General features: G+C 67.3%; 24 protein-coding genes. 14 read left to right on the forward strand and 10 right to left on the reverse strand.

What is annotated here, in order from left to right:
• Positions 1–210 precede the first annotated feature (210 nt).
• From AC1MEQ_RS10310 to AC1MEQ_RS10320, 3 genes are all read left to right on the forward strand, one after another.
• Positions 211–1,404 (forward strand): TerC family protein, encoded by a 1,194-nt coding sequence (locus tag AC1MEQ_RS10310; protein WP_479790438.1) that lies wholly within the window; start codon positions 211–213, stop codon positions 1,402–1,404.
• A 66-nt stretch (positions 1,405–1,470) separates the two neighbouring features.
• Positions 1,471–2,517 carry a magnesium and cobalt transport protein CorA gene (locus tag AC1MEQ_RS10315; protein WP_479790440.1) on the forward strand — a complete coding sequence of 349 codons (1,047 nt, stop codon included), beginning with the start codon at positions 1,471–1,473 and terminating at the stop codon, positions 2,515–2,517.
• 80 nt (positions 2,518–2,597) lie between these two features.
• Positions 2,598–3,389 carry an HAD-IIA family hydrolase gene (locus AC1MEQ_RS10320; protein WP_479790444.1) on the forward strand — a complete coding sequence of 264 codons (792 nt, stop codon included), beginning with the start codon at positions 2,598–2,600 and terminating at the stop codon, positions 3,387–3,389.
• Here AC1MEQ_RS10320 and AC1MEQ_RS10325 read toward each other — a convergent pair.
• From AC1MEQ_RS10325 to AC1MEQ_RS10345, 5 genes are read right to left on the reverse strand one after another with little or no spacing between them, the layout of a single operon-like run.
• On the reverse strand, positions 3,386–3,922 hold the full coding sequence (locus AC1MEQ_RS10325; protein ID WP_479790446.1) for a gluconokinase: 537 nt from the start codon (positions 3,920–3,922) through the stop codon (positions 3,386–3,388). The two genes, AC1MEQ_RS10320 and AC1MEQ_RS10325, sit on opposite strands and share 4 nt — an antisense overlap.
• 8 nt (positions 3,923–3,930) lie before the next feature.
• The gene (gene manD, locus AC1MEQ_RS10330; protein WP_479790448.1) at positions 3,931–5,160 is read right to left on the reverse strand and encodes a D-mannonate dehydratase ManD; all 1,230 of its coding nucleotides are present in this window, start codon (positions 5,158–5,160) and stop codon (positions 3,931–3,933) included.
• A gap of 27 nt (positions 5,161–5,187) precedes the next feature.
• Positions 5,188–6,636 carry a mannitol dehydrogenase family protein gene (locus tag AC1MEQ_RS10335; RefSeq protein ID WP_479790450.1) on the reverse strand — a complete coding sequence of 483 codons (1,449 nt, stop codon included), beginning with the start codon at positions 6,634–6,636 and terminating at the stop codon, positions 5,188–5,190.
• On the reverse strand, positions 6,633–8,042 hold the full coding sequence (gene uxaC / locus AC1MEQ_RS10340; protein ID WP_479790452.1) for a glucuronate isomerase: 1,410 nt from the start codon (positions 8,040–8,042) through the stop codon (positions 6,633–6,635). Before uxaC ends, AC1MEQ_RS10335 begins: the two co-directional genes overlap by 4 nt.
• A gap of 54 nt (positions 8,043–8,096) precedes the next feature.
• A complete protein-coding gene (locus AC1MEQ_RS10345) occupies positions 8,097–9,113 on the reverse strand; it encodes a LacI family DNA-binding transcriptional regulator (RefSeq protein ID WP_479790454.1) in 1,017 nt (338 codons plus the stop codon).
• A gap of 179 nt (positions 9,114–9,292) precedes the next feature.
• Here AC1MEQ_RS10345 and AC1MEQ_RS10350 point away from each other — a divergent pair, with 179 nt between their 5' ends.
• The 6 genes from AC1MEQ_RS10350 (at position 9,293) to AC1MEQ_RS10375 (ending at position 15,846) form a co-directional block, all read left to right on the forward strand.
• Positions 9,293–10,303, forward strand: coding sequence for a TRAP transporter substrate-binding protein (locus AC1MEQ_RS10350; protein WP_479790456.1), 1,011 nt, complete (start codon positions 9,293–9,295; stop codon positions 10,301–10,303).
• Positions 10,300–10,806, forward strand: a complete 507-nt coding sequence (locus AC1MEQ_RS10355) for a TRAP transporter small permease (protein WP_479790458.1) — start codon at positions 10,300–10,302, stop codon at positions 10,804–10,806. Before AC1MEQ_RS10350 ends, AC1MEQ_RS10355 begins: the two co-directional genes overlap by 4 nt.
• 2 nt (positions 10,807–10,808) lie before the next feature.
• A complete protein-coding gene (locus AC1MEQ_RS10360; RefSeq protein WP_479790460.1) occupies positions 10,809–12,119 on the forward strand; it encodes a TRAP transporter large permease in 1,311 nt (436 codons plus the stop codon).
• 214 nt (positions 12,120–12,333) lie between these two features.
• Positions 12,334–13,218, forward strand: a complete 885-nt coding sequence (locus AC1MEQ_RS10365; RefSeq protein WP_479790462.1) for a hypothetical protein — start codon at positions 12,334–12,336, stop codon at positions 13,216–13,218.
• Positions 13,163–14,707, forward strand: a complete 1,545-nt coding sequence (locus tag AC1MEQ_RS10370; RefSeq protein WP_479790464.1) for a glycoside hydrolase family 3 protein — start codon at positions 13,163–13,165, stop codon at positions 14,705–14,707. Before AC1MEQ_RS10365 ends, AC1MEQ_RS10370 begins: the two co-directional genes overlap by 56 nt.
• Positions 14,708–14,838: 131 nt before the next feature.
• Positions 14,839–15,846, forward strand: coding sequence for a mechanosensitive ion channel family protein (locus AC1MEQ_RS10375; RefSeq protein WP_479790466.1), 1,008 nt, complete (start codon positions 14,839–14,841; stop codon positions 15,844–15,846).
• Here the strand turns inward: AC1MEQ_RS10375 and pyrE are convergent.
• Positions 15,843–16,403 carry an orotate phosphoribosyltransferase gene (pyrE, locus tag AC1MEQ_RS10380; protein ID WP_479790468.1) on the reverse strand — a complete coding sequence of 187 codons (561 nt, stop codon included), beginning with the start codon at positions 16,401–16,403 and terminating at the stop codon, positions 15,843–15,845. The two genes, AC1MEQ_RS10375 and pyrE, sit on opposite strands and share 4 nt — an antisense overlap.
• Before the next feature lie 85 nt (positions 16,404–16,488).
• Here pyrE and AC1MEQ_RS10385 point away from each other — a divergent pair, with 85 nt between their 5' ends.
• Positions 16,489–16,932 carry a MarR family winged helix-turn-helix transcriptional regulator gene (locus tag AC1MEQ_RS10385; RefSeq protein ID WP_479790470.1) on the forward strand — a complete coding sequence of 148 codons (444 nt, stop codon included), beginning with the start codon at positions 16,489–16,491 and terminating at the stop codon, positions 16,930–16,932.
• Entirely contained in the window at positions 16,929–18,611 is a 1,683-nt protein-coding gene (locus AC1MEQ_RS10390) for a stealth family protein (protein ID WP_479790472.1), read from the forward strand. The genes AC1MEQ_RS10385 and AC1MEQ_RS10390 overlap by 4 nt, the downstream gene beginning before the upstream one ends.
• Here the strand turns inward: AC1MEQ_RS10390 and AC1MEQ_RS10395 are convergent.
• Positions 18,535–19,509, reverse strand: a complete 975-nt coding sequence (locus tag AC1MEQ_RS10395) for a phosphodiesterase (protein ID WP_479790474.1) — start codon at positions 19,507–19,509, stop codon at positions 18,535–18,537. The genes AC1MEQ_RS10390 and AC1MEQ_RS10395 overlap by 77 nt on opposite strands.
• A gap of 120 nt (positions 19,510–19,629) precedes the next feature.
• Here AC1MEQ_RS10395 and nadE point away from each other — a divergent pair, with 120 nt between their 5' ends.
• The 3 genes from nadE (at position 19,630) to AC1MEQ_RS10410 (ending at position 22,815) form a co-directional block, all read left to right on the forward strand.
• Positions 19,630–20,463, forward strand: a complete 834-nt coding sequence (gene nadE, locus AC1MEQ_RS10400; RefSeq protein WP_479790476.1) for an ammonia-dependent NAD(+) synthetase — start codon at positions 19,630–19,632, stop codon at positions 20,461–20,463.
• Between the two features lie 100 nt (positions 20,464–20,563).
• Complete coding sequence (locus AC1MEQ_RS10405) at positions 20,564–22,300, forward strand: AMP-binding protein (protein ID WP_479790478.1); 1,737 nt, start codon at positions 20,564–20,566, stop codon at positions 22,298–22,300.
• Positions 22,297–22,815 (forward strand): MarR family winged helix-turn-helix transcriptional regulator, encoded by a 519-nt coding sequence (locus AC1MEQ_RS10410; RefSeq protein WP_479790480.1) that lies wholly within the window; start codon positions 22,297–22,299, stop codon positions 22,813–22,815. Before AC1MEQ_RS10405 ends, AC1MEQ_RS10410 begins: the two co-directional genes overlap by 4 nt.
• Positions 22,816–22,837: 22 nt before the next feature.
• Here the strand turns inward: AC1MEQ_RS10410 and mmsB are convergent, their stop codons facing one another.
• The 3 genes from mmsB to AC1MEQ_RS10425 all read right to left on the reverse strand — a co-directional run bounded on the left by mmsB (position 22,838) and on the right by AC1MEQ_RS10425 (position 25,961).
• Positions 22,838–23,752: a 3-hydroxyisobutyrate dehydrogenase gene (gene mmsB, locus AC1MEQ_RS10415; RefSeq protein WP_479790482.1), complete on the reverse strand. Its 915-nt coding sequence runs from the start codon at positions 23,750–23,752 to the stop codon at positions 22,838–22,840.
• Positions 23,752–24,843, reverse strand: a complete 1,092-nt coding sequence (locus AC1MEQ_RS10420; protein WP_479790484.1) for an enoyl-CoA hydratase/isomerase family protein — start codon at positions 24,841–24,843, stop codon at positions 23,752–23,754. Before AC1MEQ_RS10420 ends, mmsB begins: the two co-directional genes overlap by 1 nt.
• A gap of 77 nt (positions 24,844–24,920) precedes the next feature.
• Complete coding sequence (locus tag AC1MEQ_RS10425) at positions 24,921–25,961, reverse strand: HoxN/HupN/NixA family nickel/cobalt transporter (protein WP_479796110.1); 1,041 nt, start codon at positions 25,959–25,961, stop codon at positions 24,921–24,923.
• Between the last annotated feature and the right edge of the window lie 60 nt (positions 25,962–26,021).

Here is a 26,021-nt window from a genome sequence, read left to right on the forward strand (position 1 = left end):
GGATGCTGGTTCGTCCACCGTGCCAGCGTAGTCTGCGCACGCCACCGCCGCCCCCTTTGATAGGATGGGACAGAACGTGAGGGAGTATCCCCCCGCGCCCAGGCCGTCAACACGCAGGGTTCCGCAACCCCGCCGGCCGCGGCGGACGGCGCCTACGGGCGGCCGGAGGAGAGACTCGCGGTCCCATCGCCCCAACGCAAAGGACTACCCGTGACCGTTCCCCTCTGGATCTGGCTGGCGACGATCGTCGTCATCCTGGGCCTGCTCGCCTTCGACTACTTCTTCCACATCCGCAAGGCCCATGTGCCGCAGCTGAAGGAAGCGGCGATCTGGTCCTCCATCTACGTCGGCATCGCCGTCGTCTTCGGCATCCTGGTGCTGGTCTTCGGCGGCGGGACGATGGGTGGAGAGTACTTCGCCGGCTACATCACCGAAAAGGCCCTCTCGGTCGACAACCTGTTCGTGTTCCTGGTGATCATCGCCAGCTTCAAGGTCCCGCGCGAGGACCAGCAGAAGGTGCTCCTGTTCGGCATCGTCTTCGCCCTGATCGCCCGCACGGGCTTCATCTTCGCCGGCGCCGCGCTGATCAACGCCTGGTCCTGGATCTTCTACATCTTCGGGCTGATCCTGCTGCTCACCGCCGGGAACCTGCTCAAGCCCGGCAGCCACGAGGACGACCAGGCGAACAACTTCATCATCCGCCTGGCCAAGCGCTTCATGCACACCTCCGACGACTACGACGGCGACAAGCTCTTCACTGTGGTCAACGGCAAGAAGGCGCTCACGCCCATGCTGCTGGTCATGGTGGCGATCGGCGGCACCGACATCCTGTTCGCCCTGGATTCGATCCCGGCGATCTACGGGCTGACCCAGAACGTCTACATCGTCTTCACCGCGACGGCCTTCTCGCTGATGGGGTTGCGCCAGCTGTACTTCCTGCTCGACGGGCTGCTGGACCGGCTGATCTACCTCTCGATTGGGCTGGCGGGGATCCTGGCGTTCATCGGCGTCAAGCTGTTCCTGCACGCCCTGCACGAGAACAACCTGCCCTTCATCAACGACGGCGGGCACGTCAACGTCATCGAGATCAGCACGGGCTTCTCCCTGGCGGTCATCGTCGGCATCCTGGTCGTCACCGTCATCGCCTCCCTGGTTTCCCCCATGGGCAAGGCACAGACCGCGATCAACAACGCCCGCCGCCACGCGGAGAACTACCTGGACCTCGGATACACCGAAGATGCGGGCGAGCGCGAACGGATCTACCGGCTGCTCCTCGAGGAGGAACGCGGCATCGAGGCCATGGACCAGAAATACCGGGACAAGGCCAAGGACGTCGAGGCGATCCGCACCCAGGTCGCCGCGGTCCACGAGCGCCACGACGAGCTCGGGACCGCGACCCGCTGATGCCCGGCGGCCGGCGTTGCCCGCGACCCGCCCCCGCGGTGGCAGACTGGTGCGCTGGAGGTGGTCATGGCGATTGTCGATAACGGGATCTACGTCAACGGGCAGCGGGTGCAGGATCCGGCGGAGTTGGGTCACACGGTGCAGTGGATGCGTGAGCACTCCGGCATGGCGTGGCTGGGGCTCTACCGGCCCAGTGAGGACGAGTTGCAGGCGGTCGCCGACGAGCTGGGGCTGCATGCCCTGGCCGTCGAGGACACGTTGAAGGGCCACCAGCGGGCCAAGCTGGACCATTACGGCGACCATTCCCTGCTGGTGTTGCGTCCGGCCCGCTACCTGGACGACGTCGAGAAGGTCGAGTTCGGCGAGCTGCACATCTACATCGGCGAGGACTTCGTGGTCACGGTCCGGCACGCCGAGTCCCCCGATCTGGCCAAGGTGCGGCATCGGATGGAGCAGGAGGAACCCGATCTGCTGGCCCTGGGGCCGCGGGCCGTCCTCTACGCGGTGGTCGACCAGGTCGTCGACGAGTACGAGCCCGTCGTCGATGGGCTCTCCAACGACATCGATGAGATCGACGACCAGCTCTTCTCCGGCAACCCGAACGTCTCCCGGCGCATCTACGAGCTCTCCCGCGAGGTCATCGAGCTGCAACGGGCGACGCTGCCGCTGGAACGCATCCTGACCGTGCTGCGCCGCGACCTCGGCGGCGGGCAGCCGATCGAGGGCATGGAGCAGTCGGCCCGCCAGGGAACGGCCGACGAAGGCGTCCTGGAACTGGACCACCGGATGGTGGACGTCCAGGACCACGCCATCCGCGTCTCCGAACGCATCGCCTCGTTCCGTTCCCTGCTCGCGAATGCGTTGTCGCTGAGTTCGACGCTCGTCTCGCAGCAGGCGGCCGAGGCCGGGGTCGCGCAGAATGAGCAGATGAAGAAGATCTCCTCCTGGGCGGCGATCCTCTTCGCGCCCAGCCTGATCGGCAGCATCTACGGCATGAACTTCGACAACATGCCCGAGCTCGCGTTCCCCTGGGGGTACCCGGCGGCGCTGGTCCTCATGCTCGGGCTGAGCGTCGGGTTGTATGTGGTCTTCAAGCACAACAAGTGGTTGTGAGCCCGGGCGCGGACGCGCCGCCGCGGGATAGCGTGGACCCAGGACCGATGAAGAGGCACCCGAGGCAGAAGAGGATGACCATGAACGAAAACGGCCGAACCCCGGCGGACATCGAATGCTGGCTCACGGACATGGACGGCGTGCTGGTGCACGAAAACCAGGCCATCCCCGGGGCCGCGGAGCTCATCGAGCGGTGGGTGGACACCTCCAAGCGGTTCCTGGTGCTGACGAACAACTCGATCTACACCCCGCGTGACCTCTGTGCACGCCTGAACGCGTCGGGCCTGGTGGTCCCCGAGGAGAACCTCTGGACCTCGGCGATGGCGACGGCGGAATTCCTCAAGCACCAGGAGCCCGGAGGCCGGGCATTCGTCATCGGCGAGGCCGGCCTCACCACGGCACTGCACGACGCCGGTTTCATCCTCACAGACCAGGACCCGCACTTCGTGGTCCTCGGGGAGACGCGGACCTATTCCTTCGAGGCGATCACCAAGGCGATCCGCCTGATCACCAGCGGGGCCCGCTTCATCTCCACGAATCCCGACGCCACCGGGCCGTCCGCCGAGGGGCCACTGCCGGCCACCGGCGCCGTCGCCGCCCTCATCACGACGGCGACGAACCGCACCCCCTACGTCGTGGGCAAGCCCAACCCGATGATGTTCCGCTCGGCCATGAACCGGATCGAGGCCCACTCGGAGACGACGGCGATGATCGGGGACCGGATGGACACCGACATCATCGCGGGCATGGAAGCCGGGTTGCACACGGTGCTCGTGCACACCGGGATCACCCAGCCCGGCGACATCAAGCGCTACCCCTTCCGCCCCGACGCCGTCTACCCATCGGTGGCGGAACTGCTGGAACAGCTCTAGGCGCGGAGCCACTCGGCGGCGTCGGTGGCCAGCTGTGCCGGGGTGTCGGCGATGTCGAACACGCGCCCGCCCTCGTCGACGCCGAGGTCCTCGAGCGTTGCCAGCTGCGAATCGAGCAGGCTGGCGGGCATGAAGTGCCCGGGCCGGACCTGCATGCGTTCGCGCAACAGCTCGTTGGTCCCGTGCAGGTGCACGAAGCGGGCATCCGGAGCGGCGGCGCGGATCAGGTCCCGGTAGGAGCGCTTGAGCGCGGAACAGCCGATGACCAGAGTGCGGCCCGCGGCTGCGGCGGCGCCGAGATCGGCGCCGATCTCGCGCAACCATGGTTCGCGGTCGTCGTCGTCCAGCGGGGTCCCGGCGGCCATCTTCTCGATGTTGGCCGCCGGATGCAGGGCATCCCCGTCGACGTAGGTGCCGTCAAGTTCGGCGGCCAGCAGTTCGCCGACCGTCGTCTTGCCACTGCCCGAGACGCCCATGACGACCACGCGGTCCCCGGGCATCGCCGTCGTGCCCTGTTCTTCTGGTTCGGTCATCACGGCGCTCACCAGTCGTGGACCGTGCCGTCGATCAGACGGTTGTAGGGCAGGTAGGCCTGCTGGTAGGGGAACTTGGCGGCGGCCTCGACGTCGAACTCGACGCCGATGCCGGGGGCGTCGCCCGGGTGCAGGTAGCCGTCGGCGAAGGTCATCGACTGGTGGAAGACCTCGTTCGTGGCGTCCGAGTGCTGCATGTACTCCTGGATGCCGTAGTTGTGGATCGCCAGGCCGACGTGCAGCTGCGCGGCGAAACCGATGGGCGAGATGTCCGTGGGGCCGTGGAAGCCGGACTTGATCTGGTACTGGGCGGCGTAGTCCATGACCTTCTTCAGCGGGGAAATGCCGCCGAAGTGGGTGGACGCGGCGCGCACGTAGTCGATGAGCTGTTCCTTGATGATCTGCTGGAAATCCCACACGGTATTGAAGATCTCGCCGATGGCCAGCGGGGTGGTGGTGTGCTGGCGGACCAGCCGCAGCCCCTCCTGGTTCTCCGCGGGGGTGCAGTCCTCGAGCCAGAACAGGTCGTAGGGTTCCAGCGACTTGCCCAGCTTGGCGGCCTGGATCGGGGTCATGCGGTGGTGGCCGTCGTGCAGCAACGGGATCTCGGGGCCGAATTCGTTGCGCACGGCCTCGAAGACGGTGGGCAGGTGGCGCAGGTACGCGCGGGTGTCCCAGTCCTCCTCCTGCGGGAATGCGCCGCGGCCGGCGGGCTCGTAGTCGTAGCGCTCACCGGAGGACTGGGTCTGGGCGGCGACGCCGTAGACGGCCTTGATGCCGGGGATGGCGGTCTGCACGCGGATCGACTTGTAGCCGAGCTCCAGGTGTTCGTGGATGGAGTCGAACAGCTGCGGGATGTCGGTGCCCGAGGCGTGGCCGTAGGCGCGCAGGCCGCGGCGGGAGGCTCCGCCGAGCAGCTGGTAGACCGGCAGGTTGGCGACCTTGCCCTTGATGTCCCACAGCGCCATGTCGACGGCGGCGATGGCGGCCATGGTGATCGGGCCGCGGCGCCAGTAGGAGGACCGGTACAGGAACTGCCAGGTGTCCTCGATGCGGTGCGGGTCCTTGCCGATGAGCAGCTGGACGACGTGCTCCTTGAGGTAGCTGGCGGCTGCGAGTTCGCGGCCGTTGACCGTCGCATCGCCGATCCCGACGAAGCCCTCGTCGGTTTCGACGCGCAGGGTGACGAAGTTGCGCGACGGGCTCGTCACGAACACTTCGGCCTTGGTGATCTTCATGGGTGGGTGTCCTTTCGGGGAACGTGGTCAGTCGGTGAAGGTGCCGCGGAGGGCATGGAGGGCGGAGACCGTGTCCGGTTCGGCAGCCAGCGCGGCGTCGACGATGGCCAGCAGTGCGGTGGTCTGCTCGGCCCCGGCGGCGTGGGCCGCCGCGGTAATGGGGCCGGCAGCGGGGTCGTGGATGTCCTCGCCGGCGGCCAGCTGGGCGTCGATGCGGTCCATCCAGGCGGCCAGCAGGCGCAGGGCGGCGGTTCCGTCGCGGCCCGCGCCACGCTCGGCCCGATAGACCGGGACCGCCCGGGCGGCCAGCTTGAGCGAGCCGTCCATGCCGATCTGGGCCAGGTGGTGGGCGATCCGCGGGTTGGCGAAGCGCTCGCGCAGGGCGGCACGGTAGGCGGGGATGTCCAGCTGCGGGTCCTGCAGGTGGTGGGCCGCCGCGTCCCAGAAATCCTCGATCCACGCAGAGACGTGCTCGTCGGCCAGGGCCTCGGCGACCGTCGTGTGGCCGCGCAGGGATCCGGCGTAGGCCATGAGCGAGTGCGATCCGTTGAGCAGCCACAGCTTGCGGCGTTCGTAGGGTTCGAGGTCTTCGACGAAGACGGCACCGGCAGCTTCCCAGGCAGGGCGTCCGGCGGGGAAGTCGCCGGCCAGGACCCAGGAGGAGAACGGCTCGGTGATCACCGGTGCCACGTCGTCGTACCCGGTGGCCTCGAGCACGGCGGCCCGGTCGGCGTCGGTGGTGCGCGGGGTGATCCGGTCGATGGAGCTGTCCACGAACGAGACGTTGGCGTCGATCCACGAAGCCAGCAGCGGGTCGAGCAGTTCGGCCAGGTCCATCACCGAGGCGCGGGCCGCGGCCCCGTTTCCGGGCAGGTTGTCGCAGGAGACGATGGCGATCGGCCAGCCGTCCGCGGCACGGCGTGCGGCCAGGCCGACGAGCAGGCGGCCGGCGGTGGTGCGCACGATGCGGCCGTCGAGGCCCCCGGTTCCCAGCGTGAAGTTCGAGCCCTCGTAGTGGGCCCGCAGGGCGGAGATGTCGGTGGCGACGAACTCGTCGGCGGTGTCCAGCCGGGGGCCCTCCCCTGCGGTGCCGGGAGCCAGCCGGTACCCGGCCTCGGTGACCGTCAGGGTCACGATGGCGATGTCGGGGTGGGCCAGCAAGGTGGCCAGGGTCCGGAGGTCGGCCCCGTCGTGGGCCTCGACCTCGGCGCCGATGACCTCATGGCGGTCACCGTCGGCAGCCCGTTCGACCAGCGTGTAGAGCCCGTCCTGTCCGGCCAGCTGCCGGGCCGCCTCGGGGCTGCGTCCGGTGAAGGCGGCGATGCCCCAGCCATCACCGGCCCGTTCCGTGTACCAGGCCTGGTGGGCGCGGTGGAAGGCCCCCAGCCCCAGGTGGACGATTCGGATCTTCGGACGCGCCCCGGCTTCGTAGGTCGTGGCGTTCAGCGGACGCGTTGCCGTTTCCGTGGCGCTCACAGCTTGAACGCCCGTCGCGGTGAACCATCGACCAGGTCGACGATGACCTCGGCGGCGCGCTCCTCGGTGAGCCGGTGTTCGGCGACGAGGCGGGCCAGGAATGCCGCTTCCGTCCTGCGGGAGGCATCGTGGCGTGCGGGGATGGAGCAGAAGGCACGGGTGTCGTCGATGAAGCCGGAGGACCGGGAGAAGCCGGTCGTTTCGGTGACGGCGGAGCGGAAGCGCAGCATGGCGTCCGGGGCGTCGAGGAACCACCAGGGGGCGCCGACGAAAACCGAGGGGAAGAACCCGGCCAGCGGGGCGATCTCGCGGGAGAAGACCGTCTCGTCGATGGTGAACGGAATGAAGTGGAATCCCTCGGCCGTGCCGAAGTCGGCCAGCAGCGGCTGCAGGCCCGTGGAGAAGTCGACGCCAAAGGGGATGTCGTGTCCGGTGTCGGGCCCGAAGCGCTCCAGGGTTCCCGGGTGCGTGTTGCGGTGCACGCCGGCATGCATGGTCATGACCAGGCCGTCGTCCAGCGCCATGGCGGCCTGCTGGTACATCATGTGGGCCTCGAAGGCCAGGCCCTCGGCAAAGGTCGCGGTTCCAGCCAGGCCCTTGGCGAAGAGCCCGGCGGCCTCGTCGCGACCGAGCTTGAGCGTGTTGGCGTTGTGGGTTCCATGGTCGGAGGAGACCGCACCGTGTTCGGCGAAGTAGCGGCGGCGGCTGGCCATCGCGGCGAGGTAGCCGTCGTAGCCGGTGGCACCGTCACCTGCGGCCTGGATCAGCCGGTCGGCGTTGGCGGAAAAGCCGTCGACCCAGAACTTCGTGTAGGCGTCGGGGCGGAAGGTCGGCAGCACGCGCGGGGCGAACGTGGCGTCGGCGGCCAGCCGGTCGTGGGCGGCGAGGTCGGCCAGGGGATCGTCGGTGGTGGCCATGACCTCGATGCCGAACTGGTCCATGAGCGCCCGGGGGCGGAAGCCGGGCTCGTCGATCTTCTGCTGCAAGGCGTCGTAGACGGCGTCGGCGGTCTCCTCACGGATGTCCAGATCGTCGATGCCGAAGACGTCGACGAATTCCTGGCGCAGCCAATAGCCCGAGGCGGTGCCGTCATACAGCGGCCAGTTCCGGCAGAACGTCCGCCAGGTTTCACGGGGCGTGGCGCCGGTGCTGCCGCCGACGCGCTGGTTCTCCAGCGGGACACCCGCAGCGTGCATCAGACGCGTGACGTAGTGGTCGGGGCTGATCAGCATGGCCGTCGGGTCCGGGAAGGCCACATCGTCGGCGATGACGGCGGCCTCCACGTGTCCGTGCGGGGAGATGATGGGCAGGGTCTCCACAACCGCGTGGAGTCGGCGCGCAACGTCACGTACGCCGGGATCTGCCGGAAACAACCGGTCGGGGTGGTTGGCAATGGAGGAAGGCATGGCTCTATCGTCGGATTCGACGACCGCAATGGCAACAAGTTGCCATGTGTTGCATCACACCCGGGGATGGCCGGTCGAGGCCCGCACCACCAGTCGCGTCGGGAGCACCACGGGCCGGGCGGGGATCTGGACACCACCCTGGGAGATGACGAGCAGGTTGCGCACCGCGGCGGAACCCAACGCATGCAGCGGGGCGGCCACCGTGGTGAGTCCGGGGTGGGCAAGTTCGGCCACCACCGAGTTGTCGAATCCGATCACACTGACATCGCCGGGGACGTCGTAACCGATGGATTGGGCGCGGCGCATGAAGCCCACGGCCAATTGGTCGTTGTATCCCACGACCGCCGTCGCCCCACTGGCCAGGACCTGTTCAGCCACGGCCCCGCCGCCGTCACGGGTCGGCGCCGGGCATGCGATGAGGTTCACCCGCAACCCCAGCTCCAAGGCACCCTCCTTCAGGCTGCGCCAGCGCATCCCGTTCGCCCAGGAAGCCTCGGGTCCGGCGAGATAGGCGATGTCGCGGTGACCCAGTTCGCCCAGATGCTCAACCACACGTCGCATGCCGCGGGCATTGTCGGTCACGACGCTCGCGACCCCGCTGACGCCCCGGTTCATCACCAGGGTCGGCTTCTGTTTCGCCATCGCTCGGATCGCCGCATCGGACATCCGAGAGCTGCTCAAGACAATGCCGTCCACGATCCCCATGACCCGTTCGATGGCCTCGCGTTCGACCACCCCGGACTCCCGGGTATGGGCCAAGAGCATCGTGTAGCCGCTCTTGGCTGCCTCCTCCTCCGCCCCGCGGATCATGTCGAAGAAGACGGGATTGGAGATGTCAGCGATCACCAGGGCAATCGTGCCGTGTCGTTCCCGCCCCTCCGCCATGGGCCGGCGGACGTCCAACGAGCGGTAGCCGAGTTCCGCCGCCACTGTGCGGATCTTTTCGGCCGTGGCAAAGCTGACCCGTCCCGGACGCGCAAAAGCCCGGGAGACCGTCGACGCAGAGACGCCGGCCAGCCGCGCCACATCGTAGATCGTCGCCGGTTTCGGGGCATCCGGGATGAGGGGCATGCTCCCCATCTTGCTCCATTGGCTCCGCTACGTGAACCCGGTGGCAACTCATGGCAACTAGTCGCTTTCCGCCCCCTGTGGCAGACATCATGCATAAGTACCGTCAATGGGGCCGGTCCGCCGCGAATCTTTCGCGGGGTGGACGATCATCGTCCGCCGGCCAGAAAGTAGTGATCCGAATGAAAGTGCGCTTCCTGAGCCTGTGCGCCGTGGGGCTGGCCTTGATGCTGGCTCTCTCCGCGTGCAGTTCCGGCGTATCGGGGAAAGCGGAGACCGGCAAGACGCTGGTGCTCTCGCTGAACCAGTCCGAGACCCATCCGTCCTACATCGCACTCACCGACTTCGGCGAACGGCTCAAGACCGCCACCGATGGACGCTGGGATGTCAAGGTCTACCCGAACGAGACGCTCGGGGCGCAGCAGGAGGTCATCCAGCTCGTCAGCGACGGATCGGTCGACATGGCCGTCGCCTCCGGAACCCAACTCGAGAACCTCAACCCCGACTTCGGCGTGCTGAACCTGCCGACGACTTTCAAGAGCATCGACCACCAGATGGCGGTCATCACCGACAAGTCGATCGTGGGCGATCTGTTCACCTCGCTCGAGGAACCAAAGAACCTCACGGTGCTGGGCGGCCTGACACAGGGCGACCGGAACCTCTACACGGTCACCGGACCCATCAAGAAGCCCGCCGACTTGCATGGCATGAAGATCCGCGTCCAGGAATCGGACGTCCACATCGACATGGTCAACGCGATGGGCGGCTCCGCGACGCCGATGTCCTATGGCGAGGTCTACACCGCATTGCAGTCCGGAGTCCTCGATGGGGCGGAGAACAACGAAATCTCCTACATGACGCAGCACCACAATGAGGTGGCCAAGTACGTCGCACGCACTCGCCACCTGGTCGGCTTGGATTACATGCTGATCAACTCCGAGACCTACAACGGCATGACCCCGGAGGACCGCAAGACCTTCGACGCCGAATGGGCCAAGACCATGACGGCGCACACCGAACTGTGGAAGAAGGATACGGCCGAGGCCATCCAGCAGGCCAAGGACTCCGGAACGAAGTTCAACGACGTCGACAAGGCCGCCTTCGACAAGGCGCTCGCCCCCGTGGTCAAGGGCGCGTTGAAGAGCCCGGCCGACCGCGAACTCTACGACGCCGTCCAGGAGGCCGCCCAGTGACCGCAGTCAAGAAATCGCTCGATGTCGCGTTGCGCTGGCTGTGCATCGTCCTCTTCGTGGCCCTCGTGCTGGTCGTGGTCTGGCAGGTCTTCAGCCGCCAAGTGGTCCACTCCCCCGCCACCTGGACCACGTCGGTGGCCCAGTACCTGTTCGTTTGGCTGGCCCTGTTCGGGTCGGCCTGGGTCTTCTCCGAGAAGGAGCACATCGCCGTCGACTTCCTGACCCGGCTGGTCAAGGTCAACGGCACCCGCGGCATGGAAATCGCGGTCAACGTCGTCATTCTCGCCTTTGCCCTGCTCATCCTGGTCTGGGGTGGCCTGCGCGGCGTCGACCTGACCTGGACCCAGAAGGTCTCCGGGCTGCCGGTGAACATCGGCACCATGTACCTCGCACTGCCCATCTCCGGCCTCATCATGACGTTCTACTCGCTCTTCCACATCTCCGAGGCCGCCCGCGGCCGCGGCCTGCCCAGTGACGAAGAAGAGATCAGGGAGGCGGTCTGACCATGGATGCAGCACTCGTTGCAGGAATCGTCCTGGTGGTCGGCATTGCCGTCCTCCTCCTGGCCCGCGTGCCGATCGCCGTCGCGGTCGGGTTCTCCGCCTTCGTCGCCGTGGCCGCGGTCATCGGCATGGAAAAGGCCTCCTTCGTGGCCGCCCAACGCATGTTCACCGGGGTGAACTCGTTTGCCCTGCTGGCCATCCCGTTCTTCATCCTGGCCGGCGTGCTGATGAACAATGGCGGCATCGCCGGGCGGCTCATCGATGCCGCCAAGGTCCTGGTCGGGCGCATGCCCGGTTCGTTGGCACAGACCAACGTCGTGGCCAACGCGCTTTTCGGTTCCGTCTCGGGCGCAGCCGTGGCGTCTGCCGCAGCCGTCGGCGGCGTGATCGGCCCCCGGCAGGCCAAGGAAGGGTATGACCGGAATTTCTCCGCGGCCGTCAACGTCGCCTCGGCCCCGTCGGGCATGTTGATCCCGCCAAGCAACACCCTGATTGTCTACTCGCTGGTCTCAAGCACCTCGATCGCCACCTTGTTCGTCGCCGGCTACATCCCGGGCATCCTGTGGGCCGTGGCCTGCATGTTCATCGTCTGGCTGTATGTCCGCCGCCGTCCCGGCGTCGGTGTCACGGAGCGGGTGCCGTTAAAGCTGGCCATGCTCACCCTCTGGCGCGCTGTGCCGTCGATCCTCATGATCGTCGTCGTGATCGGCGGCATCCTCGCCGGCATCTTCACCCCGACGGAGTCCGCAGCCATCGCCGTCGTGTACTGCCTGGTCCTCGGATTCGCGTATCGGGCCGTGAAGGTCAGGGACCTGCCGGCGATCGTCCTGGACGCAACCCGCACCACGTCGATCGTGATGCTCCTCGTTGGCGTCTCGACGATCATGGCGTGGGTCATGGCCTTCTCGGGCATCCCGGCGGCCATCTCGAACGCGCTCCTGGGCCTGACCGACAACCCGTCGATCATCCTGGTGCTCATCATGATCATCCTGCTGATCGTCGGCACGTTCATGGATCCGACGCCGGCCATCCTGATCTTCGTGCCGATCTTCCTGCCGATCGTCACCGAGTTCGGAGTCGACCCGATCCACTTCGGGATCATGGTCACGTTCAACCTCTGCCTGGGCACGATCACCCCGCCCGTCGGCAACGTGCTCTTCGTCGGCGCGAAGATCGCCAAGCTCCGGGTGGAACCGGTGATCAAGTCGCTGGTGCCGTTCTTCATCGCCTTGATCGTCATGCTCTTCATCGTGGCGTTCATCCCGCAGTTGTCGATGTGGCTTCCCGAGCTCCTGGGCCTGACGGGCCCGTAGCGGGAGCAAACTCCCCGGCTTCGTCGCCGAAAACCCCCGCAGGCACGGATGGCTGCGGGGGTTTTTCACGTCTGGATGCACATCGACAAATTCGGTGCAACTGATGGCAACCACGAGCCTCCCACGGGTGTTCTGGGTCACAGTGGACTCGTGCCGGTGGCCGTCGCATCGTCACACCGTGATCATCATTCGCACCAACTCGCTGGAGGGCCCTATGAAAAGATTCAACGCACCGACCTCAAAACGGCACCGCGCCGCAGCGGCCGTGGCCGTGCCGCTGTCGCTGGTCCTGGGACTACCGGCCGCGGCCGCCATGCCGCAGGCGGCCAGTCCAACTGCCCAAGTACAGACCCGGGGAAACGAGGGGAACCACGGCAAGCCACCCCGACTCGACGCCCGGGCGAAGGACACCATCAAGGTCAAGGGGCGGCACTTCAAGGACCTGAATGGCAATGGCCAGCTCGACCCCTATGAGGACTGGCGGCTCCCCGCCGAAAAACGTGCGGAAAACCTGGTCTCCCTGATGACGCTCGAGGAGAAGGCCGGCCTCATGCTCATCGACACACTCAATGCCGCCTGCGACCAGGAGACCGGGACGCGCGGAACTCTCGATCCTGCTGCAACGGGATACATCAACGACCAGATGATGCACCGCTTCATCTTCCGAAACACCGTGACCAGCGCGGACCAGGCCGTTTGCGGGGATGCAGGCGGAGGGTTCCGTGCCAGCACCTCCCTCACCCCCGGCGAAGCCGCCACCTACATGAATTCCATCCAGGAGCTGGCCGAAGCCACCAGATTGGGCATTCCGGTGCTCTACAAGTCAAACGCCCGCAACCACATAGACCCCAATGCCCGGGCCGGCATCAATGAATCGGCGGGCGCCTTCACCGCCTTCCCCAAGGAAGCCGGGATCGCTGCAGCGGCCCTGGGACAGGAGTCCCAGCGCACGGGGCAAGAACCCACCACTGGCGACATGGAGGTCGTAGAAGACTTCGCCGGGGTCATTGGGAGAGGAGTGGAAGTCCATCGGGTTACGCGGCATGTACGGCTACATGGCAGACCTGTCCACCGAACCCCGGTGGTACCGGGTGCATGAAACGTTCACCGAGGACGCGGACCTGGATGCCAACATCATGTCCTCCCTCGTGGGGACCTTGCAGGGTCCGGTAGATGACGACGGCGTCTCCCTGTCCCCGCAGTCCCCGGTCGCGCTGACCATGAAGCACTTCCCCGGGGGCGGCCCGCAGGAACTTGGCTTGGATGCCCACTATTCTTTCGGCAAGACGCAGGTCTACCCCGGCGGCGCCTTCGGTGAACACCTCAAGCCCTTCAAGGCCGCCATAGATGCGGGCGTCTCGGCGATCATGCCGTACTACGGCGCACCCGTGAACGTCACCTATGACGGCGTCACCTACGACCAGACGGGCATGGCATTCTCCAAGCAAATCGTCAACGACCTGCTGCGGGGCAAGCTCGGCTTCGACGGCTACGTCAATTCGGACACCGGCATCGTCACCGACCGCGCTTGGGGGCTCGAGGGCAAAAGCGTTCCGGAACGCGTGGCCGCTGCGGTAAACGGCGGCACGGACACCCTCTCGGGATTCCACGACGTCAAGACGATCACCGACCTTGTCGCGAACGGGCTGGTGACCGAGGAGCGCGTCACAACCGCCGCCGTGAGGTTGACGACCCCGATGTTCCGCCTGGGATTGTTCGAGAACCCCTATGTTGACCCGGAGGCCGCCACCGAGACGATTGGTAGTCCGGAACACCATGAGACCGGCCTGGACGTCCAGCGCAAGTCGGCGGTGCTGTTGCAGAACAAGGATACGGACGACGGCGGCAAGGTTCTGCCCTTGGATCCCGGTTCCTCCGTCTATTTGCTGGGTGACGCGGATGAGAAGACCGTCTCCGGCTATGGCTACGACGTGGTGAACGGCAACACCGAGGCTCCTGCGGACCGCCCGAGTGCAAAGAACAGCGATTACGCGGTCATAAACGTCACGGTGAACAACAGGAACACCGCCACGTACAAGAGCGACGATCCGGAGTCCGGGATGAATCCAGAGCACACCAATCCGGTCACGCTGGACGGCGTGGACGGGCTCGACGGCAAAAGCCCCTTCGGGGCTGCCGACGCCTGCGTGACCCAGGGTGCTGACGACTGCACCGACGACGGACTTCCGTACGGCGGGGCACTGCCTTGGGAAGCGGGAACCCTGGACTTCACCGGGATGGCGGCCGCCGAATCATGGGAAATCTCCCCATCGCTGGACACCATCAAGCAGGTCATGGCCGAGGTGGAAGACCCGAACAAGGTCGTGTTGCACATCTACTTCCGCCAGCCGTTCGTCATGGACGAGGCGAGCGGATTGCGGGATGCCGGGGCGATCGTCGCCGGTTTCGGCATGGGGGACAAGGCGTTGTTTGACGTGCTCTCGGGACATGTCGCCCCCCAGGGAAAGATGCCGTTCGCACTGGCGGGCACGGCCGATGCCATCCGCGAGCAGTACAGCGACCTGCCGGGCTACGGCGAAACCACGGACGGTGCACTCTATCCGTTCGGCTACGGTTTGACGTACTAGGTCGTTCCACACCGTGGGATCATCGGCCTGCCCGATGATCCCACGGCGTCCGTTGCCGTCAGGGATGGCACATGCGCCAACCATCGGCACCCGGTTTGCCTCGGCTCCCCGGATCGCCCTAGCCTCGGAACATGCCACTTCCCGATTCCCTGCCCACGCTCAACGATGCCTCGCCCTTTCTGGACTGGTCGTTCTGGCTGGACCGTCCGTTGAAGATCGTGGTCATCATAGTCATCGCGGTGATCCTCAACTACATCATCCGCCGGGTCATCCGCCGGACCACGGAACACATCGCCGCCGGTGAGGCCGCAGCCTTGACCAAGGAAAAACGGAAGGCCGAAAAGGGCGGCCGCCGATGGCTGGTGCAGGAGTCGCCCATCGCCGTCGCACGCCGCACCCAACGGGCCCAAACGGTCGGTTCGGTGATGCGCTCGGTCACCACGATCGTCATCACCACCGTCGTGCTTCTCACCGTACTGTCCCAGGTGGGCATCAACATGGGGCCGATCCTGGCCAGCGCCGGCATCGTCGGCGTGGCCCTCGGCTTCGGCGCCCAGGCGCTCGTCAAGGACTACCTCTCGGGGATCTTCCTGGTGGCCGAGGACCAGTTCGGCATCGGCGACTACGTTGATCTGGGCGAGGCGGCCGGCACGGTCGAGGCCGTCGGCCTACGCATTACCCAGGTTCGCGACGTCGACGGCACCCTGTGGCACGTGCGCAATGGTGAGATCCTGCGCGTGGGCAACTTCTCGCAGGGCTGGGCCCGCGCAGTCCTCGACGTGCCGGTTCCCTACGATTCGGACGTGCCCGAGGTGAGCGAGATGATCCTGGCTTCCGCGCGGAAGCTGCAGAGCGATCCGCAGTGGTCGCACCAAATCCTCGATGACCCGGAAATCTGGGGCGTGCAGGACCTGAGCGGGGAGTCCATGACCATCCGGCTGGTCTTCCGCACCCAGCCGCTGCAGCAGTGGGCCGTCGCCCGGGCCATGCGGGCGCAGCTCAAGGTCGACCTCGACCAGGCCGGCGTGCGGATCCCCCTGGTACAGCAGACCGTGATCCGCGCAGCGAACCCAGCCGGCTTCACCACCGACCACGCCGACCCCGACCCGGATCCGGACGCGGACCGGCCGCGCAGCTAGAGTCCGAGTTCGTCCTTGCCGAACGCGAAGAGGTAGGGGACACCGGCTTCGGCCTCGATGCGTTCCTTCGAACCGGTGTCGCGGTCCACGATCACAGCCACGGCGACCACGTTGCCGCCTGCGTTCCGCACGCCCTCCACGGCGGTGAGCGCTGACCCGCCGGTCGTGGAGGTGTCCTCGAGGACGACGACGTTGCGCCCGGCCACGTCCGGGCCCTCGACCTGGCGGCCCATACCGTAGGACTTCTGCGCCTTGCGGACCACGAAGGCGTCGACCGCGCGGCCGGCCCGACCGGCGGCATGCATCAGGGCGGTGCCCACGGGATCGGCACCCATGGTCAGTCCGCCGGCGTTGGTGAAGCCGATGCCGGCATCGTCGAGCAGTTCGAGCATGACCGAGCCCACCAGTGGCGCGGCCTCGTGGTGCAGCGTGATCCGCCGCAGGTCCACGTAGTAGTCGGCTTCCTTGCCGGAGGACAGCGTGACCTTGCCGCGGACCACGGCGAGTTCCTGGATGAGTTCGAGCAGGCGGGTTCGTGCGTCGTTGTTCGAGGTCATGGCCTACATTCTAGGTGGCCCCGGGCCCGCCGCGTGCTCCCACGGGTGGCAAGACAGCAGAGCGGTCCCGGGCTAGGGTGAAACCATGAATGCTCAGCGACCGATCGGATACTGGCTCAAGCTGGTGGACTCGCTCATTTCGGAGCAGTTCGCCGCCTCCTTGGAGGAGCACGGCGTCACGCGCCGGCAATGGCAACTCCTGAACCTGCTGGGGGCCGATCCCCATACATCGGATGAACTCATGTCAGCCCTGGCCCCGTTCTTCGACGAGGTCTCCCCCGAAGGCGAACCGGCATCCCCGGCCGAGCACCTGACCGAGCTCCTGGAGTCCGGCTGGGTCGAACGGGATGGGGAATCCTACGTGTTGACTGACCGGGGCCGCACCAGCCTGGAGCGGCTCACGGAGATCGTCGAGGGCATGCGGGAACGCTCCAGCGCGGGCGTCACCCCGGAACAGTACGCCACCACCATCGCCACCCTGCAGCGCATGGCCACCAACCTCGGCTGGTCCGGCACGGAACGCGCATGAGCGATACGGGCATCGTCGGACCAGCTCCGGACACCGACCCCCTCGAGGCAACACGCACCGCACCCCACCCGGACGAGGTCTTCCACGGCACCCCCGAGGACGACGGCGCCGCATCCCCGGTCCGTGAGGTCACCTCCCCGGAGGCCATGGCCCGGCTCCAGGAGCGCGCCGACATCGTGCGGGCCGAGGGCCGCTATGCACTGGTGAACAATTCCATCACCCCACACGAGGCGATGGTGACCGATCTGTTGTTCGTCCGCGACGCCCTCGATGCGGCGGGGGTGGGCTACCTGCTGGTGCGCGGCAACGACGCACGGCCGGTCATCGCCGTTTCCTGGACGGACCGCAAGGCCCTGCGCAAGGCCCTCGTGGCCGCCTGCCAGGACGAACCGTTCTACTCGCTGACCGTCGACACCCGCAGGGACAAGGCACTGCTGGTAGCCGACGGGAAGCTGGCCGCCAGCTCGAAGGCACGTATGTTCCGGCTCTACCGTCCACGCATCGAACCGGCAGGCGGGTTGGCGTTCGGCGCGTCCACCGGCGTCCAGGTCGAGCTGTGGCAGTGGACGGATTCCGGCCAGGTCCACTTGCCGATGGAGAACTCGCTGACCCGGGCGACACTGCCGGCCGGTGAGGCGGTCAGGGGGACCGTGCACCGGTTCGGCCGCGAGTGGCCGACCATCGAGAACATGTTCGCCGAACACGCCATGGACATTTCCTTCCCGATCGACCTGGTGTACTCCTGGGTGGACGGCAACGACCTCGAACACCAGCGCTACCGGGCATCGTTCATGGACGGCGTCGTGGTCGGCGAAGGCGACGACTCCGAGGCCCGCTACCGGCAGATCGACGAGCTGAAGTACGCGCTGCGCAGCGTCTACATGTTCGCGCCGTGGGTCCGCCACATCTACATCGCCACCGACTCCCCCATCCCGGCGTGGTTGGATGCCGACCACCCGCGCATCAGCGTCGTGAGGGCCACGGATCATTTCCGTGACCCGTCGGTGCTGCCCACCTTCAACTCGCAGGCGGTTGAATCCCAGCTGCAGCACATCGACGGGCTGTCCGAGCACTTCCTGTACTCGAACGACGACATGTTCTTCGGCCGCCCCCTGGGTCCGGACATGTTCTTCTCGCCCGGCGGGATCACCAAGTTCATCGAGGCCGGGACGCGCATCGGCCTGGGCGACAACCACCTGGACCGGTCCGGCTTCGAGAACTCCGCCCGCGTGAACCGCCGACTGCTCAACGACCGGTTCGGGCGGATCACCACCCGGCACCTCGAGCACACGGCGGCCCCGCTACGACGCAGCGTGCTCCGGGAATTGGAGGAGGTGTTCCCCGACGAGTTCGCCGCCACGGCGGCGAGCCGCTTCCGCGCCAAGGACAACATCTCGGTCACCAACTCGCTCTACCACTACTACGCGCTGCTGACCGGTCGCGCGGTGACCAAGGAGAAGGCCAAGGTCAAGTATGTGGACACCACGATGTATGAGGGCCTGGACTCGTTGCGCAAACTGCTGAAGAAGCGCAACCAGGACTTCTTCTGCCTCAATGACGGGAGTTTCCCGGAGGTACCCGCCCGAGAACGGCAGGAAGTGGTTACCGGGTTCCTGCAGGGCTATTTCCCGATCGCGGCCCCGTGGGAGCACCCGGAGACCGGCCCCCGCGTCGGCTGACGGTGGTCGGGTCGATCCCGTGCGCGCGCAGGATTTCGGCCACCCCTTCCGGTTCCACCACCTCGCCAATGCTCTCCCCGCCGGCGGCCGGGACGACGGAATGCACGACGGTCTCGGGCAGGACGTGGACCAGGTTGTAGGCCTGGGCCGCGTCGCGGCCCCGGGTACCGCGGATCCCGAGCTCGGGGTCCACCCCGGCGGCGAGATCTTGCGTGTAGCAGGTGGCGGAGGCAACCGACACGGGGATGCCGGCGAATGTGCCGAAGGTCGAGTAGTGCAGGTGCCCGGCCAGGATGGCGCGCACGTCGGTGTCCTGCAGCACGTCGGCGAGGGCGGCTTGCCCGCGCAGCTCCACGAGGATCGCCAGGGGTTGGACGCTGGCTACCGGCGGATGGTGCATGGCCAGGATCGTCCCGTCCGGTGCAGGGGTGGCCAACTCGGCGCGTAGCCACTGAAGCTGGTCCGCATCGACCTGGCCGTGGTGGCTGCCCGGGACCGTCGTGTCCAGGGCGATGATCCGTAGCCCGCCCACCCACGTCACGCGGTCCAGCGGCGAGGTGTCTGCCGGTTCGCCCAGGAGTTCGGTACGCAGTGCCGATCGGTCGTCGTGGTTCCCGACCGCCCAGATCACACGCGTCTGCAGGCGTGCGGCAGCGGGTTCGATGATCGAGCGCAGGATGGCATAGGCGTCGGGCTCTCCCTTGTCCGCCAGGTCCCCGGTGACGACCAGCGCGTCGGGTTGTTCGCCGGAGGCCTCGAGCCGGGCCACGAGCGAACGCAGCCTTCCGATGCTGTCCATCGATCCGGCCAGCAGCGCTCCGCCACCACGTAGGTGGGTATCACTGAGGTGGACCAGCACTCGGTCCGGAGCGGGGTGCTCCGGATGGATGGGTTCCATGACCGCTTCCTCACGCAGGGTGGTTCCTGTTCTCCCTCCCTACTATTCACCATGTTGGCCCGGAAGTGTTCCACGCCCGCGCCACCGCGTGCCGTCGGGACGGGGCGATAGTCTGAAGGCATGCGCGAATTGCAGGCACTGATCATCAGCGACATGGGCGTGAAGCCGACCATCGATCCCGGACGGGAGGTGGCCCGCCGCGTCGCCTTCCTGCGCGACTACCTCGCCGCCACGGGCACCCGGGGGTTCGTCCTGGGCATCTCCGGGGGCCTGGATTCGACCCTGGCGGGGCGCCTGGCCCAACTGGCCGTCGAGGAGGCAGCCGCCGAGGGGCTCGACGTGGACTTCGTGGCGGTGCGACTGCCCTATGGCGTCCAGGCCGACGAAGACGATGCGGCGGCCGCCCTGGAGTTCATCGCCCCCCAGACGGTGTGGACGTACGACATCAAGCCGGCAGTCGACGCACTGGCCGCCGAATACTCGCGCTCCACCGGGGTGAAGATCAGCGACTTCAACAAGGGAAACACCAAGGCCCGGCTGCGCATGACCGCCCAGTACGCCCTCGCCGGCGAGCGCAACCACCTGGTCATCGGCACCGACCATGCCGCCGAATCGGTGACCGGTTTCTTCACGAAATTCGGTGACGGAGGGGCCGACATCCTGCCCCTCTACGGCCTGGACAAGCGGCAGAACCGCCAGGTGCTGCGCCACCTCGGCGCCCCGGAGCGCCTGTGGTCCAAGCCGCCCACCGCTGACCTGCTGGATGGCACGCCACTGCGCACCGACGAGGACGAGCTCGGCCTGTCCTACGACCACATCGACGACTACCTCGAGGGGCGTACCGTCCCGGAGTCCGTGGCCGAGGCCATCGAGACCCGTTACCTGCGCAGCCGCCACAAGCGCACCACCCCGGTGACGCTGATGGACGACTGGTGGCGGACACCGGCGGGCTGACGTCACGGACGGCGGGAGGCTTCCAAACGCTAGGATGTCCACGTATATTCGGGGAAACACCGCGCCGGGTTCGGCCCGGCGCCCCCATGAAAGGTGAAAAATGTCAGTCACCGACGATTTCCGTGCAGCCCGCGACCATCTCGTGTCCCTGAGCGGCGACTACGCCCGGGCCCGCGAGGAGTTCCGCTGGCCGGCGTTCGCGGAGTTCAACTTCGGGATTGACTGGTTCGACGCGGTGGCGGCCACGCCCGAACGCGCCGATACCCCGGCCCTGATCATCGTCGAGAAGGACGGTTCATCCACCCGGCGCACCTGGGCCGAACTCTCCGCGCGCTCCAACCAGGTCGCCAACTGGATGCGCGAGGCCGGATTCGCCCGCGGTGACAAGGCCATCCTCATGCTCGGCAACCAGGTCGAACTCTGGGAGATCATGCTGGCCGCCATGAAGCTGGGCATCGTCATGATCCCCACCACCACGCAGATGGGCCCGGCCGACCTGGCCGACCGGGTTGAACGCGGCGGGGCCTCCTGGGCGATCGCGGGCACGGGCGACCTGGCCAAGTTCGACGGCGTCCCCGGAGACTACCGGCTGGTCGCCGTCGGTGATGCCCCCGCATCCCTGGTCCAGGGCACGACGACGGTGCTCTCCTACGCCGATTCCGGGGCCTCGGCCACGGAATTCACCCCGGACGGCCCGACGCCCGGCGACGAGACCCTGCTGCTCTACTTCACCTCCGGCACCACCTCGAAGGCCAAGCTCGTCGAGCACACCCATACCTCCTACCCGGTTGGACACCTCTCCACCATGTACTGGATCGGCCTCGGCCCCGGTGACGTGCACCTGAATGTTGCCTCCCCGGGCTGGGCCAAACATGCCTGGTCCAACGTGTTCACCCCGTGGATCGCCGAGGCCACCGTCTTCATCTACAACTACGACCGCTTCGACCCGGCCGCGCTGATGGACCAGATGGAGGCGGAGAAGGTCACCAGCTTCTGCGCGCCCCCCACCGTATGGCGGCTGCTCATCCAGGCGGATCTGACCCGGCTGAAGACCCCGCCGACGAAGGTCGTCTCGGCCGGGGAACCGCTCAACGCCGAGGTCATCGACCAGGTGTACCGGGCCTGGGGCCAGCAGATCCGCGACGGTTTCGGCCAGACCGAGACGACCGTGCAGATCGCCAACACCCCGGGCCAGCCCGTGAAGATCGGCGCCATGGGCACCCCGCTGCCCGGCTACGACGTCGTCCTGCTGGATCCCGCCACCGGGGAGGAGGCGGACCTCGGGGAGATCTGCCTGCGGCTGGATCCGCGCCCGCTGGGCCTGATGAAGTCGTACTACGGCGACCCGGAAAAGACGGCCACCGCCTTCCGCGGCGGCTACTACCACACCGGTGACGTCGCCGAGCGGGACGAACGCGGCATCATCACCTACGTCGGCCGGGACGACGACGTGTTCAAGTCCAGCGACTACCGGCTGAGCCCCTTCGAACTCGAGTCGGTGCTCATCGAGCATCCCGCCGTGGCGGAGGCCGCCGTCGTGCCCTCCCCCGATGCCCTGAAGCTCAACGTGCCCAAGGCCTACGTGGTCCTCGCCGCCGGCCACGCCCCGGATGCGGCGACCGCGGAGGACATCCTGGGGTACTGCCGCGAGCACCTGCCGGCGTTCAAGCGCATCCGCCGTCTCGAATTCGCCGAACTGCCCAAGACGATCTCGGGGAAGATCCGCCGGGTCGAGTTGCGCCGGAACGAGGAGGCCCGCCACGGCGGCGTCCCGGTCACGGGCCTGGGCGTGGAGTACGCGGACACGGACTTCCCGAACCTCAAGGGCCGGGGATGAGCGCGCCGCTGCCCTTCGACCCGATCGCGGCGGCCCAGCGCAACTGGGAGGACCAGGGCTGGAGGGCCCAGGCGGCGCCCATGGCCGCGATCACCGCGGTCATGCGCACCCAACAGATCCTGTTGCAGCGCTGCGAGGCCGTCGTCAAGCCGTTCGGGCTGACGTTCGCGCGCTACGAACTACTGGCATTGCTCGGTTTCTCGCGGACCGGCTCGCTGCCGATGGTCAAGGTCAGCGCACTGCTGCAGGTCCACCCCACCTCCGTGACGAATGCCGTGGACCGGCTCGAACGCGCGGGCTTCGTCCAGCGCAGCCCGCACCCGACCGACGGCCGGACGACCCTGGTCTCGCTCACCGACCGGGGCCGCGAGGCCGCCGAGAAGACGACAACGGAACTGAACTCCGCGGTGTTTTCGACGTCCGGGTTCCCGGCAGAGGATGTCACCGCGCTGATCGGCATCCTGGGCCGCTTCCGCCAGCAGGCCGGGGACTTCGCGGCCGACCCTTCAGATTGACCGGGCCCGGTCGGCGTTTCGCTCAGTCCGGGCCCGCGGAGCGGTCCCGGATGTCGGTGATGATGCCGGAGAAGTCGCGGCCGGCGCCTCCTTCGTCGCGGAAACGTTCGTAGATCCGGGCTGCCATCGGGCCCAGTTCGGCGGCGACGCCGGTGCTCTTGATCGCGTTCATTGCCAGCCCCAGGTCCTTGGCCATCAGCGCACCGGCGAAGCCCGGCTGGTAGTCCCGGTTCGCGGGACTGGTGGGCACGGGCCCCGGAACGGGGCAGTTCGTGGTCACGGCCCAGCATTGGCCGGACGCGGTGGACACCACGTCATAGAGCGCCTGGTGGGTCAGGCCCAGCTTCTCGCCCAGCACGAAGGCCTCGGATGCCGCAATCATGCTCACGCCCAGGATCATGTTGTTGCAGACCTTCGCCGCCTGGCCGGAACCGTGGTCACCGCAGTGCACAAGCTTGCCACCCATGACCTCCAACAACGGGCGGACTGCTTCGAGGTCCTCGGGCAGGGCGCCGATCATGAACGTCAGGGTCCCTGCCTCGGCTCCGACGACGCCGCCGGACACCGGTGCATCGACGCTGCGGTGTCCGGCTTCCAGCGCCAGCCGCGCCGCCTCCCGGGCCTCGTCGACGTTGATGGTGGAGCAATCCAGGAAGAGCGTGTCGGGTACCGCCGCCTCGAGCAGGCCGGGCCCGTCGACACCGCGGTAGGCGTCCAGCAGCTGCTGCCCGCCGGGGAACATGGTCAACACCACGTCCGCGCCCTCCACTGCCTCGAGTGCCGACGCCACAGTGGGTATGCCCGCCGATGCAGCAGCCTCGACGGCCGTCGGGACGACGTCGAAGGCACGGACGCCGTGGCCGGCGGCAACGAGGTTTCGCGCCATCGGCAGCCCCATGTGGCCCAAGCCGAGGAAGGCTATGGTTCCGGTTCCCATCAGGCACGCTCCTTCACGTCATCGCCGAGGCCGAGCTCGCCGCCGTGTTCATCGGGTTCGAGCGACTCGAAGTAGTCGCGGATCATCTCTGGGCTGATCTGGTCCAGTGTCGCCGGACTCCAGCGCGGCCGGCGGTCCTTGTCGATGACCTGGGCGCGGATGCCTTCGAGGAAGTCATGGGAGGCGAGCATGCGCACACCCACCCGGTAGTCCTGGTCGAGCGCGTCCTCCAGGCTCTCGAGGTCCGCGGCCCGCCGCAACGCCGCCAAGGTCGTCTTCACAGCCGTCGGTGATTTGGCGGCAATCGTTTCGGCCGCCTCCGCGGCTGCCCCGCCGCGCGTGCGCAACCGGCCGAGGATCCGCTCGATCGAATCCCCGGCGTAGTCCTTGCCCATGCCCCCGCACTGGTCGGCGAGCGCCGAGACGGGTGCCGGACGGCCGACGTCGCCGATGGCGGCCTCGACGTCCGCCGGGGTGGCCGCCGTTTCCAGGGCCGCTGCCAAACCGGGCAGGGAACCGGAGTCCACATAGGTATCGGCCAGACCAAGATGCAGGGCGTCTGCGGCATCCAGGTGCGCGCTGGTCAGTGCGGCATAGGTGCCGGACTCCCCGGGCGCTCGGCCCAGCAGGTAGAGCCCGCCCACGTCGGGGACGAAACCGATGGTCGTCTCGGGCATTCCGGTGCGGGTGCGCTCGGTGACGATGCGATGGCTGCCGTGGGCGGCGACGCCGACCCCGCCACCGAGGACCAGCCCATCCATGAAGGCGACGTACGGTTTCGGATAGCCCGCGATGAGGGCGTTGAGCCGGTACTCGGTCCGCCAGAAGGCTGCCGTGGCCGATCCACCTCCGGGGATGTCCCGGTAGATCGCGACGATGTCGCCGCCCGCGCACAACCCGCGCTCACCGGCACCGGTCAACAGGACACTGACCACGGCGTCGTCGTCCTGCCACTGCCTGAGTTGGGCGTACATGGCCTCGACCATGCCATGGGTGAGGGCGTTGACGGCACGGGGACGGTTCAGCGTGATGATGCCCAGCGTTCCGCGGACCTCGAACCGGACCTCGGGTTCGGTGGGGGCGTCGTTCATGGAATGTCCTTCCGGGTGGCAGTTCGTTGGCCCGTACCCGGCACTCCGGCCGCGGCCCAGGCCACCCGAACTCCAAGCTACTCGGACACCCTAGGAATTTCTAGGGAGGTGCGGTGTCGGTGCACCAGTGCCGCCATTGCCCAAAGCAGGAGGAAGAGGCCGACGAGGAGCAGCCCCGCCTGGCCGAGGTCGATCCCGGCCAGCCATCCCGTGACCGGGTCGCCGAACCCCAGGGGCTCGTGGAGGATCCCGGCGAGGGTCAGGATCGAGACAAAGACGGCGGACACCGCGGACAGCCCGGTGACCACCATGTTGAACCCGATACGACGGCGCGCGCCGGTGACGGCGGAATGGTACATGCGCATCATGAAAAGCCCGTTGGCGGTATCGCAGAGGGTCATGCCAGCGGCAAACCCCAGCGGCAGTGCCATCAGCGCCAGCGGCGAGATCCCGGCCAAGGCGGCCGATGCGGTCAGCAGCAGGAAGGCAACGGTGGTGGCCGTGTCGAATCCGAGGCCGAAGAGGAACCCCAGGACGAAGATGTCCCGGGGTCTCTTCATACGCGACAGGGGCCGATCCAACAGGCGGGCCATCAGCCCTTGGGGTCGCAGGTGCGCTTCGCCCAGCTCCTCCCCGCGACGGGCCCGCCCGTAGATCTGGACGGTGCGGCGGAAGGCCGTGGCGTTGTAGAGGCCGATGACCAGCAGGAAGAGCGCCGATACCCCCGCACCGACAAGCCCCAGGACGGTATTCAGCGTGGTGCCTTCGTCCATCGCCGTGGACATCAGACCGACGCCGGCGACCACCAGGGCGCCGGCGACGAGCACCACGCTGGAATGGCCCATGCTGAACGCGAATCCGACGCTGACCGGTGATCGGCCCTGGCCGGCAAATTTCCGGCTGGAGTTGTCGATGGCTGCGATATGGTCCCAGTCGTAGCTGTGTTTGATGCCGGCCAGGTAGGCCGTGGCCAGCAGGCCCAGCGCCAGCGGGTGGACGTCGGCCAGAAGCGAGTAGGCGAGCAGTCCCGCCGCGGCGAGGTGCAGGATCAAGACGGCCCCGAAGGTCGCGGCGATCCGGCGGCCCAACGGGAGTTTTTCGCGCTCGAGGTAGTGCATGCGCACCAGCGTTGTCGGTCCTGTACTCACGGTCCCCCTCCCCTTGCCTTCCTTTGGCCT

The sequence above is a fragment of the Arthrobacter sp. ASL1 genome (assembly GCF_056680475.1).